Genomic DNA, 12,594 nt, shown 5'->3' with positions numbered 1-12,594 from the left:
CCGCAGGCGGAGGCGCATATATAGGACCGCTCCCGAGGGGCAGACGCGTACGTGGTGGCCGCCTTATCCGTCCCACGACTTCACCCCCACCAAGAAACATTCCATTGCGGCAGGAACCTACTGCGCCGGGGAGCCCGCAGCGGGTACGAGACTCACCCCCGGCTGCCTCGCGTCACGTTCGATGAGCCCGGCACCTGCGGCACGGCCGGCGTTACCGTGCGCTGCTGTGCCCAGGCCGTGCGGTACTTCGCCATGGCGAGGACCATGGTCACGGTGAGGAGGAGCGCGCCGCCGTCCGTTACGGCGCTCGGGACGATTGCCCAGGTGCCGTACAGGTTCGTGGCGGCGTCCCACATCGATGGCGGGATTGCCCAGAAACCGAGTCCCTGTGTGCAGTTCACGGCGAGCACGATCCACCACAGGGCGCGCGGCCGGCTGCGCAGGGCCAGGATTCCTGCCGCGTTGCCGAGGATGTAAAGGCAACCGACGATCCGGAGCCCCAGAGTGAAGCCAGGAGCAGAGGCCGTCGGATCGGCGCTTCCGCTGGTCCGCATCATCATCTCCACCAGCTCGGTGTTGATGATGACGAAATTCTGCACAGTGGTGCCGATGGTGAAAACGACCGAGCACACGCCCACCGTGATCTGCAGCTTCTTCGTGGCGGGTGTGGCAATCCATTGCGTTCCGGTGCTCATGGCAGCCCCTCAGTAGGTCGGCTTCCTGCCGCGTCTCCCATAAGGACGCGTCCTGGGGCTGGTTACCTGCCGGTCGGCGCCTCGCCTGGAACCAGGTGCCCGCCGGGTTCTGTCGGCCGACCGGGCCGCGCGTTGTCCCGCCGCGGCCTGGGAATCCGATAGGCGGGCTTGAAGCTGCCGCAGCGGAAGCCTCTACCGTCCTGAGCAGGGCCGGGGATTCCGGCCCGGTGCCGGCAGGTGTGAGGGAGGCGGCGATGGCCTGGCCGATCGCGGAGGTCGCCCGGATGTCGGGGGTGACGGCCCGGACGCTACGGCACTACGACGAGATCGACCTGCTGCCGCCGGCCTGGATCGGGACCAACGGCCACCGCTACTACGAGGAGCGCCAGCTGCTGCGGCTGCAGCAGGTTCTCGTGCTGCGGGCGCTGGGCCTGGGACTGCCCGAGATCCGCCGGATCCTGGCCGCGCAGGTCGACGAGCTTCAGGCCCTGCGGGGCCACTACCGTCGGCTGCTCGCCGAGCGTGACCGGCTGGATGCCCTGGCCGGCACCGTCGCCCGCACGATCGCCGAACTGGAGCAGTCCAGGAAGGACGGCACAGACATGATCAGTATCAGCCGGCCGGAGAACCTGTTCGAGGGCATCCGGTCCGCCCAGTGCATCAAGGCCCTGCACGGTTTCCCGGAGCTGGTCGGGGCCGTCGAGCGGCGTACCGCGGCGTTGAGCAGGGCCGAGGTCGAGGCCGACGAGCGCGAGCGCACGGCGCAGATGGTCCGGCTGGCCGAGTTGATGGCCACCGGCCTGCCCGCCGACGCCGACGCGGTGCAGGCCGAGATCGGCGCCCAGTACCGGACGTTGGCCCGGAGCCGGGCCGCCACCGCCGAGGAGTACCGCGCGATCGGGCGTTGCTGCGTGGAGAACGAGCACTGGCGCGCGGCGTACGAGGCGATCGCGCCGGGTCTGGCCGCGTACCAGCGGGCCGCCATCGAGGCGTACGCCGCGACTCGGCTGGGCTGAGCCAGGCCGGGCCGCCGTCACGGGGGTGCGGCGGCCCGGCCGGGCCACTTGCCAGTTCCGCTGATGGACGGGCCATAGTTGTCGAGGCCCGTGACGCTGCCGTTGAGGGTGGTGATCGCCTCTATCGGCGTCTGCGACCGTGACGCCGGCCGAGCCGTGCTTACCGCCTGGGGCGCGGGCGTTGGCGAGGTACCGGGGCTCTCCCCCGTGGTGTACGAAGCGTTGCGGGCTGGGTTCGGGCGCGGCCCTGTAGCCGCGGGCCACGCCGGCCCCGCCGATCCGCAATTCCACGAAGGCCCAGTCGGCCGGGACGCGCCCGGCCCCGTGACCGCCCGAGTAGACCACGCCTTCGGTCGCCCCGCCGCAGGCGACGACGCACCCCCTCCACCCCACGCCCGAACCCCTCATTCCGCTTCCGGCAACGGTTGCGCGGTGGATCATCACTGGAGTTAACTGGTCCCGTTGAACGGGGGCTGGAAAGACGGGTCGTGCCGGTGTGTCCGGGCGGCCGTCTTGCTGGTGCGGGCGTATGACACGGCCCGGCACCGCCGTTCTTCTCTTCGCGGCCTGCCGCCGCATTCCACGCCGCTGCCCCGGCGCTCAACGACGCTCGCGGGCACGGCACTTCGCAGAGGAGACGTCATACATGTCACGGGGAACCGCTGTGCCGCAGAATGCACGCGAGGAATACGAACGCAGCGGATGGCTCGCCGTTCCGGACCGGCTCGCTCCGGAGGCGCTGGAGAAGGTACGGGACAGCATCGCGGCGATCTCCCGCACCGACCGGCCGGAAGTGGTGCAGGAAGCGGGCAGTGACACGGTGCGGGCGCTGCACGGCTGCCACGGTTACGACGATGTGTGCGCGCAGCTCGTTCGGCATCCCCTGCTGCTGGATCTGGCCGAGGAACTGGTCGGTGACCGGGTGTACGTGTACCAGTTCAAGGTGAACATCAAGAGTCCGCGCGAGGGCCAGCAGTGGCCCTGGCACCAGGACTTCGCGTTCTGGGCGCACGAGGACGGCATGCCGGCGGCGGACGCGGTGAACATCGCGATCAACCTGGACGAGGTGCACGAGCACAACGGTCCGCTGACCGTCCTCACCGGCTCGCACCGCCTGGGTCTGATCGAGGCGCCGGAGGCGGCGCGGGCGGTCACCGGGCGCGACTGGCACGAGCATGTGTCGGCGCGGCTGACGCACACCGTGCCGGACGCGCGGGTGCGTGAACTCGCCGCGGACTTCCCGCCGGTGCGGATGACCGGTCCGGCGGGCGCGATCACCGCCTTCCACCCGAGCATCGTGCACTCGTCCACCGACAACCTCTCGGACGACCGGCGTGCGGTGCTGCTGATCACGTACAACTCGGTGCGCAACGCGCCCGTGCGGCCGAGCCGTCCGGACTTCCTGGTCGGCCGGGACACCACGCCGGTGGAGCGCCTGGCAGGCGCCCTGGCGTAACCGGGGGCCGAGCGCGCCGGAAGGCCCGCGCCGCCGCGAGCGGTGCGGGCCTTCCGGGAGTTCAGCGCGCGGCGCCCTGCCCGACGGCTTTTCCGTCCAGGAGAGTCGGCACCGAACGCAGCAGGCCGAGGAAGGCGTCGAGGTGTCCGGCCAGTTCCGTACGGCCGTACAGCGCGTCGTTGCCGTCCAGGGAGACCTGGAGGCCCTGGCCGTCCAGCCGGTCGTACACGTTGACGGTCAGGTCCTCGACCGGCCCGGCGGCGAGGTTGTGGACGGTGGCCGGGTGGCCCGCGTAGCCGTTGCCGAAGCCGAAGGACATGATGTTCACGTCGGGGCCGAACTGCTTGCGGCCCTCGGGCAGTCCGGGCAACTCCCGCACCAGCCGCTCCTGTGGGTAGCGCTGGTGCTCGACGGCCTCCGCCAGCCGTACCGAGAGCTCGGTGACGACCTCGGCGAACGTGCGCTCCGGGGTAACCGTGACGCGCAGCGGCACGGTGTTCGTCAGCATGGCCGGTACGCGGCGGAGCATCGGGGCGGTGCGGCCGGTGACCGGCAGGCCCAGGACGACGTCGCGCACGCCCGTCGCACGGTGCAGCAGCACGGCGACGGCGGCGAGCACCACCTCGGGCCAGGTGACCTCCAGACGCCGGGCCGCGGCGCGCAGGGCGTCCACATCACCGGGGCCGAGGTGGCCGCTGTGCCGGATGTAGGAGCGGGTACGCGGCGGCTGCCGGTCCGCGAGGCTCGCGACCTCGGTCTGGTCCGCCATGCGCGCGAGCCAGTACCGGCGGTCGGCCGCGAACTCCGGCGACTCCTGGTAGGCGGTGTCCGCCGCGATCGCCTCGGCGAGCGTGCCGGGCGGGCGGGGACGGCGCGGGCGTCCGGTGACCAGCGACGTGTAGACGTCGGCGACGTGCGCGGCGACGAGCGAGAGCCCGAAGCCGTCCACGACGACGTGGTGGGCGGCGCGGTACCAGAAGTGGCGCTCGGGGCCCGCCTTGAACAGGGCCCAGGAGAACAGCGGTCCGGTGGCGAGGTCGTAGGTCCTCTCCAGGTCCCGGCGCATCCGGCGTTCGGCGGCGGCGCGCGGGTCCGGTGCGGCGCTGACGTCCTCGTAGACGAGCGGTACGTCCACCGTGTCGTCGATGTCCTGGCAGAGCCCTTCCTCACCGAGGCCGAAGCGGGCGCGCAGGGCCGGGGTCGCGGCCACCACCTCGCGCAGCGCCGCCTCGAAGAGGGCGCGGTCGACGGGGCCTTGGATGTCGCAGTACTCGGCGATGTTGAAGGACCGGTCGTCCGGGTCGAGCTGCTGGGCGACCCAGACGCCGGTCTGGGCCGCGGACAGGGCCAGTCGTGCGGTCATCCGGCGGCCCGCAGTTCGCCGACGAACGCCACGACGCTGTCCAGGCTGTGGAATTTCTCGGCGAGCGGGGTGTCGCCGGGCATGACGACGCCGTAACGCTTCTCGATAAAGGCGCCGAGCCGGGCCACGGAGAGCGAGTCGAGAATCCCCCATTCCAGCAGCGGAGTGTCGCCTTCGACCGCGCCCTGGCCTTTGAGGACGTTCTCCTCGATGAATCCCTTGACAGCGTCAAGGGTCTCGCTATCCTTCATTTATCTCCCCCAGAGTTCATGTCAGGTATACGTCGGCATTTTCGCCGCATTCTCCCACCGAGCGGCTCCGCGAGCTGCACCTGACGGTAAATCACGCTACTGTTCTGCCGGGTTGACTGTCAAGGAACTTGAGGTTTTCCGGGCGGGCCGGGCAAGGAAGACATGGAGACCCGACTGTGAAACTGCACCAGCTCGTCCGGGAAGCGGCCCGGCGGACTCCGGACGCACCGGCCGTCTCCGGTCCGGACGGGTCGGCGAATTACGCACAACTGGACGCCTGGGCGGACGGTATCGCCCGCGAACTGGCCGCCCGCGGGGTGCGCGAGGGCGACCGGATCGGCATCTGGCTCGACAAGTCGGTGGCGGCCGTCGCGGTCATGGAGGCCACCCTCCGGCTGGGCGCCGCGTATGTGCCGCTCGATCCGCAGGCGCCGCCGGCGCGCGTGGCCAAGCTGGTCGGCAACTTCACTCCGGCCCTGGTGGCGGCCCCTCCGGAGCGGGCCGCCGCGCTGGCGGAGCACGGCGGCACGGCCCCCGTCATGACCGCCTGGCCCGACGGCGGCGCCTGGGACCGGCTGCCCGCCGGGCCGGTGCGGCCCGGCCCGGACGTGCCGGAGCCGGACATCACCGACGACGACCTCGCCTTCATCCTCTACACGTCCGGTTCCACCGGTGAGCCGAAGGGCGTGTGCCACAGTCACAACAGCGCGTGGGCGTGGGTCGAATGGGCCGCGAAAGCGGAGGGCGCCACGGCCGCCGACCGCCATTCCAATCACGCTCCTTTTCATTTCGACATGACGGTGATCGACGTTTACGTCCCGTTCTCCGTCGGCGGTTCCGTGCATCTCGTGCCGCCGGAGACGGCATACAACGCCAAAGCCCTGGTCCGGTTCCTCGTCGACCATGCGATCACCGTCTGGTATTCGGTGCCGGCGGCCCTGATGCTGATGATGCGGCACGGCGGTCTGCTGGAGACCGAGGTGCCGTCGCTGCGCTGTCTGCTGTTCGCCGGCGAGTCCTTTCCGATCGGCCCGCTGCGGCAGCTCCGGAGGCATTTTCCGGACATTCGGTTCATGAATCTCTACGGTCCGACGGAAACCACCGTCTGCACCGCCTACGAAGTCGGTGACATTCCGGACGACCGGCTGCTGCCGGTACCGATCGGCGGCCCGGTGTGCGGGGACCACGTCGTCGCGGTACGGCCCGACGGGCAGCCGGCCCGGCCCGGCGAGGAGGGCGAGCTGATCGTCACCGGGCCGAGCGTGATGCTCGGCTACTGGGGGCGCCCGCCGGTCACCGACCGGACGTATGCCACCGGGGACATCGCGCTCGTCCTGGAGGACGGCACCTTCCAGTTCGTCGGCCGTCGCGACGCGATGGTCAAGGTGCGCGGCAACCGCGTGGAGCTGGGCGAGGTGGAGGCCGTGCTGCAGAGCCACGAGGGGGTCGCCGAGGCGGCCGCCGTCGTGCGCGGCACCGGCATCGACGCCGCCGTCGTGGCGTACGTGGTCGCCGCGGACGGTCACGACCCCTCGCTCATCGACCTCAAGCGGCACTGCGCCCAGCAGCTCCCCCGGTACGCGATCATCGAGACCGCGTACCGGCTGCCGTCCCTGCCGCGCAACGCCAACGGCAAGGTGGACCGCCGGGTGCTGACCGAGCGCGCCGCCGCGGAGGCGGACGGAGCGTCCGCCCCCGCGTAGAAGCGTGCGGTGGCCGCGCGGCGGCGCGGTCACCGCGCCGCCGACCCCGCGCCCAGCGTGCACTTGTCCGCCGGTCCGTACGCGTCCTGCGACGACGCACCGTACCCGTCCTCGGCCGGGGCGTCGGAGCCTTCCGTGCCCTCCTCGTACGGGGCGTCCCCGTAGACGTTCCGTACCCACGACTCCTGGTAGATGGTGTCCAGGTAGCGCTCGCCCAGGTCGGGTGAGATGGCCACGGCCGTGCCGGGGGCGCCGGAGCGGTGGGCGGCCAGCCAGCGCCGGGCTCCGGCGACGACCGTGCCGGTGGACCCGCCGAACAGGAACCCGGCGGCGGCCAGTTGGTGGCAGGTCCGTACCGTCTCGGGCTCCGGCACGATCACCACGTCGTCCACCAGGGAGTGGTCGAGTTGCGGCGGCCGGACGCCCGCGCCGAGCCCCGGGATCATACGGGTGCGCGGCGGCCCGCCGAAGGTCACCGAACCGGCCGCGTCCACGGCCACCACGGTCACCGGGCGCGTCCACTGCCGGAAGAAGCGGGCGCACCCCATCAGCGTGCCGGTGGTGCCCGCGCCGACGAAGAGCACGTCCAGGTCCGGGAACTGCCGGGCGATCGCGGGGGCGGTGGTGTGCTGGTGGGCGAGGGCGTTGTACGGGTTGGTGTACTGGTTCAGCCAGACGTACCGGGCGTCGGAGGCACACCGTTCACGGACGTACCGCAGCCGTGCGCCGAGGTAGCCGCCTTGTTCGTCGGGCCGGTCGACCGTGTGCACCTCGGCGCCCATGGCCTCCATCAGCCGCCGGGTGCCGACGTTGCAGCGGGCGTCGGTCACGCACAGGAAGCGGTAGCCCCGGTCCGCCGCGATCATGGCGAGCGCCACGCCCAGGTTCCCGGACGACGACTCCACCAGGACCGACCCCGCGCGCAGCACGCCGGAGCGCTCGGCCGCCGCCACCATCGCGGCGGCGGCCTTGAGCTTGACGGAGCCGGCGAAGTTGAAGCCCTCGCACTTCAGGTGCAGTGCGGTGCCCAGCACCGGGCGCAGGTCGACGTACAGGTCGTCGGTGTTGAACTCCTGGGGAGAGGTGATCACCGGCACCGCGGCCACCCCGCCTCACGCATGGCCGCCGCCCGCCCCGCCGCCCGCCGGTCCGGGCGTCTTCGCCGGGTCGTCGCCGTAGCGGCTGGTCTCGTGGAAGAAGTCGTCCACGACCTTGAGGGTGCCCTCGGCGGCCACTCGGTCGTAGACGTACTTGCTCACCGCGAGGTCCAGGACACCCAGCCCGAAGGGCGAGAACACCACGGTCCGGCCGGCGGGCACAGCGGTCCGGCCGGTCATGACGTCGTAGAGGGTGCCGTCGATGAAGTCGCGGTTGCCGGTCTGCTGTTCGGCCAGGTGCGGCGAGGTGTCGGCCTTCAGGCAGTGCTCGATGTCGTCGACGATGTTGGCCGACTCCAGGATGACGGCGGGCGCCAGGTCGCGCAGCGACACGTGCAGGACGACCGGGTGGTGGCTGAACCACCCGGGGTCGGTGACGTGCGGGGTGCCCGCGACGGTCGCGAACACCACCAGATCGCTGGACCTGATCAGGTCCTCGGCCCGCTCGTGCACGGTGACCTGCCCGGTGGCGCCGCTGCGCGCCAGGTACGAGCGGAAGCCGCCCGCGTGCTCCAGATCGAGGTCGTGCACCCCCACCTCGTCGAAGGTCCAGCCCGCGCCGTGCAGATAGGTGTGGATATAGCGGGCGATGAAGCCGGTGCCGAAGAAGCCGATGCGGCGCGGCCGGCCGCGCTCCTTGGTCAGCACGTCGGCGGCCAGGGCGGCGGAGGCCGCGGTGCGCGCGGCGCTGATGATGGAGCTCTCCATGCAGGCGATCGGGTAGCCGGTGGCCTGGTCGTTGAGCACGACGACGGCGGAGGCGCGCGGGATGCCCGCCTCGATGTTCTCCGGGAAGCTGGAGATCCATTTGATGCCGTCGACCTTGCTCTGCCCGCCGATGGAGGCCGGCAGCGCGATGATGCGCGAGGAGGGACGGTCGGGGAAGCGCAGGAAGTACGACGGCGGGTTGACCGTGTCGCCCTCGCCGTGGACGCGGTAGGCCGCCTCGATCAGCGCGATGACGTGCTCCTCCTGCCCGGAGAGCACCTGGTGCACCTGCGAGCCGGGGACGACGGCGAAGGGGGGAATCCGGACGGTCATGAGGGAGCGTGGCTCCGTTTCTCCGAAGGGGCGGGGGCGCGGGTCAGGAGTGGGTGGGCGAGCAGTCGGCGAGCCGTACCGGGGTGCCGAGGACCATGCCCACCTCGCGCGGCCCGGTGAAGGGCTCGCGGCTGTGCGCCATGCGGATGTTGTCGACGAGCAGCACGTCACCGGCCTGCCACGGTTCCCTGAGGGTGGCCGCCTCGTAGACCTCGTTGACGGTCGCGACGGTCTCCGGTTCGAGGGGGGTGCCGTCGCCGTAGCGGGTGTTGAACGCCAGGGCGTCCTGGCCGAGCTGGCGCACCAGGTAGTCGCGGATGGCCGGTTCCATGGTCCATTCGCTGAGGAACGCGATCTGGTTGAACCAGACCCGCTCGCCGGTCAGCGGGTGGCTGATCACCGCGGAGCGGCGCTGGCGGGTGCGCAGGCTGCCGTCCGGCTGCCAGGTGAAGTCGATGCCGTTGGCCGTGCAGTACGCCTCGGCCTCGGCCCGGTCCTCGGTGCCGAACGCCTCCGTCCAGCCCAGCCCGACCACGCTGTTGTACGAGCGGGTCAGCTGCCAGCCCTGCGCCGTGAACCGTTCGACGATCGGGGCGGGCAGGTCGGCGAGGACCCGGCGGGCGTCGGCGAGGCCGGTCACGCCGCCGGTGGCGGGCGGGGTGAAGCAGCCGATGGCCAGCAGCCGCGGGAACTCCAGCGCGTAGCTCAGTTCGTGGTGCATGCACATGGGCTGGTCCGGCGGCCACTCCAGGGAGGAGAACACCGGTCCGCCGAGCGGGCGGCGGCGGGCGAACGCCTCGCGCTCGGGCACGGCCGGGCCGGTGACGGGTGCGGCCAGCCGCCCCAGCGCGGCGGCGTCGCGTACGCCCAGGCCGCGGACGAGGACGGCACCGTGGCGCAGCAGCGCGGCCTCCAGCGCCGGGCCGCGCTCGGCGGCCCAGTCGCCGAGGTCGGCGGCCGGCACGGCTTCGTCCACGTGCAGCACCGGCGGTTTGCCGGGGGCGAGTTCGAGGGCGGCCTCCAGGTCCGGGGCCGGTGCGTCCGCTGACTGCGGTACGGCGTCGGTGGCGGGCGGCTGTGTCATGCGCTGATGTCCTTCTGCTGGTCGTTCTCGTCCATGGCCGCGGCGAGTTCGGACAGGACCGGGAGCCGGACGATGTCCTCCAGCGTCACCGCGTCCCCGATGGCCACGCCCAGCCGTACGGCGGACAGCGAGGTGCCGCCGGACTCGAAGAAGTGCTGGTCGCGGCCGATGCTCTCGACGGGTATCCGCAGCACCTCGGCCCACAGCCGGGCGAGCCGCCGCTCGGTGCCGGTCCGGGGCGCGGCGCCGTCCGTACCGGCGTCGGACGCGGTGCGGGCCGCGGCCAGTTCACCGGCGTGCCGGACCAGGGCCTTGCGGTCGGTCTTGCCGTTGCCGGTCAGCGGCAGGGCCGGCAGGTGGTGGAAGTACTGGGGAACCATGTACGCGGGCAGGGCGTCGCCCAGCGACCGCCGGATCTTTGCCTCGTCGAGCGGGGCGTCGGCGGCGTAGCAGGCGACGAGGTGCTTGCCGTGGTCGGGGCTCTCCAGCACCACGACCGCGGCGTCGCGCACGCCGGGCACCCGCAGCAGCCGGTTCTCGATCTCGCCGATCTCGATGCGGAAGCCGCGGATCTTGGTCTGCGCGTCCCGGCGGCCCAGGAACTCCAGGCTGCCGTTGGGGAGCCACCGGCCGATGTCGCCGGAGCGGTAGAGCCGCTCCCCCGGCCGGTGTGGGTCGCTGCCGAACGCGGCGGCGGTGCGCTCGGGGTCGTTGATGTAGCCGCGGCCGACGCAGACGCCGGAGAAGACGATCTCACCGGGCGCGCCGAGCGGTACGGGGGCGAGCGCCTCGTCCACGACGTACACGCGGACGTTGTTGACCGCGGGGCCGAGCGGCACCCGGTCCGTCTGCGGGACCCGGTCCATCACCTCGTGGTTGGTGTCGTCGGAGGTCTCGGTGAGGCCGTAGGCGTTGACCAGCTTGATGCCGGGGTACGCCGCGAACCACCGCTCGGTCAGCTCCTTCTTCAGCGCCTCACCGGTCGCCGAGACGCTGCGCAGCCGGCCCAGGGGCCGCGGGTGCTCCTCCAGGTAGGTGAGCATCACCTCCAGGTAGGAGGGCACCACCTGGAGGACCTCCACGTCCCCGTCGACGAGGCTGTCCACGAAGCGCCGTACGTCGAGGATGTCGCGCTGCCCGATGATCCGGGTGCGGCCGCCCGCCACCAGGGCACTGACGAGCTGCCACAGCGAGATGTCGAAGCACTGCGGCGCGGTCTGCGCGACGGTCTGCTCCGGGCCGATCTCCAGGTCGTCGATCTTCGCGAAGAGGTGGTTGACCAGGCCCGCATGTTCGCACATCGCGCCCTTGGGCTCGCCGGTCGAGCCGGAGGTGAAGTAGATGTACGCGAGCCTGTCGGCGGCCACGGGCACGCCGGGGTCGGTGTCGTGCGCGCCGTCGGCGGCCGCCGCGGTCACCTCGGTGATCAGCAGGCGCGCGGTGGCGCCGTGGTCCGTCAGCGCCTCGTCGAGGGCGGCGGTGGCGCCGGGCTCGGTGAGCACGAAACGGCAGGCGCTGCGGGTGAGCATGGCGGCGATGCGGGCAGCCGGGAAGTGGGGTTCGACGGGTAGGTAGACGCCGCCGGCCTTGAAGACGCCGAGCACGGCGGCGAGCCAGTCGAGGTTGCGTTCGGTGACCACGGCCACCACGTCCTCGGGCTCCAGGCCGCGGCGCAGCAGGGCGTGGGCGACGCGGTTGGCCCGGCGGTTCAGCTCGTCGTACGTCCATGAGGCGCCGTCGTGTTCGGCGGCGGTGCGGCCGGGGTGCTGCCGTACCCGCTCCTCGAACAGTTCGTGCACGCGCCGGTCGGGCACCGAACGCTCCGGGCCCGCCAGACCGTCGATCTGGTACGCCAGTTCGTCGGTGGACAGCAGGCTCTGCCGGTGGTGGGCGGCCTTCGGGGTGGCGGCCAGGTGTTCCAGGGCGGCCACGTGGTAACCGGCGATCCGTTCCGCGTACGGCAGGTCGACGACGTCCGCACGGCCGTCCAGCCGCAGGTGCAGGCCGTTCTCGGGTGTGCCGCCGAAGGCGACGCGCAGTACGAGGTGTGCACCCGCGTCCGCCAGGTCCTTGAGCTCAAGTCCGGCCGGTCCGGCGATGTCGCCCAGCGTGGAGAGGTCGCACACGACCTCGTACCGCTGTTCCGCATCCCCGGGGTCCGCCGCACCGTCGGCCGCGCGCTGGGCGGCGAGCACCAGCTGCTCCCAGTCGCCGTCCGCCACCGGCATCCGGCACGGCCGGTGCGCGCCGCCGTCGCCGGGCGCGGCCCGGCCCGTCAGCACGTCCGTCTCGCCGGTGAGCGCCGACAGCACCTTGGCGTGCGCCGCGAGGAGGACGGCGCCGACCGGCACACCGAGCCGCTCGGCGAGCCCGGTGAGCGCCGGGACCAGGGAGTCGGGGACCCGGCACGTGTACGCGGTGGCGGGCCCGCCGTCCTGCTGTGGCTCGGTGCGCCACCGCGGGATGACGGAAACGGTCCCGGACCCGCTGGGGGAACCGGTGTCTGTCGGTGTGGCCATGTTCTCTGTGCCTTCGCCGGAGGAGTGGTGACCGGGGGCGCCGTACGCGGTGGGCGCCCCCGTGGCTGCTGCGCTCTGCGGACGCGTCTCAGGACCCGGCGGCCGCCATGGCCTCGACCAGGGTGGCCGGACGCATGTCGGTCCAGTGCTCCTCGACGTAGGCGAGGCAGGCGTCCCGGGTGTCCGCGGTCTTGGCGACGGTCCAGCCGTCGGGGACCTCGATGAAGGCGGGCCAGAGGGAGTGCTGCTTCTCGTCGTTGACGAGTACGAGGTAGCTGGCGTCCGGGTTCTCGAACGGGTTGGTCATCT

At 71.9% G+C, this 12,594-nt stretch carries 11 protein-coding genes; 3 read left to right on the top strand and 8 right to left on the bottom strand.

Going from position 1 to position 12,594, the window contains the following annotated elements:
- Nucleotides 1-152: 152 nt before the first annotated feature.
- Nucleotides 153-695 carry a hypothetical protein gene (locus CP984_RS39825; RefSeq protein WP_003981368.1) on the bottom strand — a complete coding sequence of 181 codons (543 nt, stop codon included), beginning with the start codon at nt 693-695 and terminating at the stop codon, nt 153-155.
- 254 nt (nt 696-949) lie between these two features.
- On the opposite strand from CP984_RS39825, the gene CP984_RS39820 reads away from it, so the two are divergent.
- Nucleotides 950-1,711: a MerR family transcriptional regulator gene (locus tag CP984_RS39820; protein ID WP_003981367.1), complete on the top strand. Its 762-nt coding sequence runs from the start codon at nt 950-952 to the stop codon at nt 1,709-1,711.
- 664 nt (nt 1,712-2,375) lie between these two features.
- Nucleotides 2,376-3,167 (top strand): phytanoyl-CoA dioxygenase family protein, encoded by a 792-nt coding sequence (locus CP984_RS39815; RefSeq protein ID WP_032920656.1) that lies wholly within the window; start codon nt 2,376-2,378, stop codon nt 3,165-3,167.
- 61 nt (nt 3,168-3,228) lie between these two features.
- Here the strand turns inward: CP984_RS39815 and CP984_RS39810 are convergent, their stop codons facing one another.
- Nucleotides 3,229-4,530: a condensation domain-containing protein gene (locus CP984_RS39810; RefSeq protein ID WP_003981365.1), complete on the bottom strand. Its 1,302-nt coding sequence runs from the start codon at nt 4,528-4,530 to the stop codon at nt 3,229-3,231.
- Nucleotides 4,527-4,781, bottom strand: coding sequence for an acyl carrier protein (locus CP984_RS39805; RefSeq protein WP_003981364.1), 255 nt, complete (start codon nt 4,779-4,781; stop codon nt 4,527-4,529). The genes CP984_RS39810 and CP984_RS39805 overlap by 4 nt, the downstream gene beginning before the upstream one ends.
- Before the next feature lie 176 nt (nt 4,782-4,957).
- Between CP984_RS39805 and CP984_RS39800 the strand changes: the two genes are divergently transcribed.
- Complete coding sequence (locus CP984_RS39800) at nt 4,958-6,484, top strand: amino acid adenylation domain-containing protein (protein ID WP_003981363.1); 1,527 nt, start codon at nt 4,958-4,960, stop codon at nt 6,482-6,484.
- Nucleotides 6,485-6,513: 29 nt separating this feature from the next.
- Here CP984_RS39800 and sbnA read toward each other — a convergent pair whose 3' ends face one another.
- The 5 genes from sbnA to CP984_RS39775 form a co-directional block, all read right to left on the bottom strand.
- Nucleotides 6,514-7,581, bottom strand: a complete 1,068-nt coding sequence (sbnA, locus tag CP984_RS39795; protein WP_078587039.1) for a 2,3-diaminopropionate biosynthesis protein SbnA — start codon at nt 7,579-7,581, stop codon at nt 6,514-6,516.
- Between the two features lie 15 nt (nt 7,582-7,596).
- A complete protein-coding gene (sbnB, locus tag CP984_RS39790; protein ID WP_003981361.1) occupies nt 7,597-8,682 on the bottom strand; it encodes a 2,3-diaminopropionate biosynthesis protein SbnB in 1,086 nt (361 codons plus the stop codon).
- A 43-nt stretch (nt 8,683-8,725) separates the two neighbouring features.
- Nucleotides 8,726-9,766 (bottom strand): TauD/TfdA family dioxygenase, encoded by a 1,041-nt coding sequence (locus CP984_RS39785; RefSeq protein WP_050498892.1) that lies wholly within the window; start codon nt 9,764-9,766, stop codon nt 8,726-8,728.
- Nucleotides 9,763-12,285, bottom strand: coding sequence for a non-ribosomal peptide synthetase (locus CP984_RS39780; protein ID WP_003982966.1), 2,523 nt, complete (start codon nt 12,283-12,285; stop codon nt 9,763-9,765). The genes CP984_RS39785 and CP984_RS39780 overlap by 4 nt, the downstream gene beginning before the upstream one ends.
- An 88-nt stretch (nt 12,286-12,373) precedes the next feature.
- Complete coding sequence (locus CP984_RS39775) at nt 12,374-12,592, bottom strand: MbtH family protein (protein ID WP_003982967.1); 219 nt, start codon at nt 12,590-12,592, stop codon at nt 12,374-12,376.
- Nucleotides 12,593-12,594 lie beyond the last annotated feature (2 nt).

This window comes from Streptomyces rimosus (assembly GCF_008704655.1).
Classification (GTDB): Bacteria; Actinomycetota; Actinomycetes; order Streptomycetales; family Streptomycetaceae; genus Streptomyces; species Streptomyces rimosus.
Note: the sequence above shows the minus strand (reverse complement) of the source record. Positions and strands in the feature narration are given on the sequence as shown.

What these genes read in the sequence shown, in the direction of transcription:
- CP984_RS39825 (WP_003981368.1), bottom strand. Translation starts at nt 695, where the DNA reads ATGAGCACCGGAACGCAATGGATTGCCACACCCGCCACGAAGAAGCTG.
- CP984_RS39820 (WP_003981367.1), top strand. Translation starts at nt 950, where the DNA reads ATGGCCTGGCCGATCGCGGAGGTCGCCCGGATGTCGGGGGTGACGGCC.
- CP984_RS39810 (WP_003981365.1), bottom strand. Translation starts at nt 4,530, where the DNA reads ATGACCGCACGACTGGCCCTGTCCGCGGCCCAGACCGGCGTCTGGGTC.
- CP984_RS39805 (WP_003981364.1), bottom strand. Translation starts at nt 4,781, where the DNA reads ATGAAGGATAGCGAGACCCTTGACGCTGTCAAGGGATTCATCGAGGAG.
- sbnB (WP_003981361.1), bottom strand. Translation starts at nt 8,682, where the DNA reads ATGACCGTCCGGATTCCCCCCTTCGCCGTCGTCCCCGGCTCGCAGGTG.
- CP984_RS39785 (WP_050498892.1), bottom strand. Translation starts at nt 9,766, where the DNA reads ATGACACAGCCGCCCGCCACCGACGCCGTACCGCAGTCAGCGGACGCA.
- CP984_RS39780 (WP_003982966.1), bottom strand. Translation starts at nt 12,285, where the DNA reads ATGGCCACACCGACAGACACCGGTTCCCCCAGCGGGTCCGGGACCGTT.
- CP984_RS39775 (WP_003982967.1), bottom strand. Translation starts at nt 12,592, where the DNA reads ATGACCAACCCGTTCGAGAACCCGGACGCCAGCTACCTCGTACTCGTC.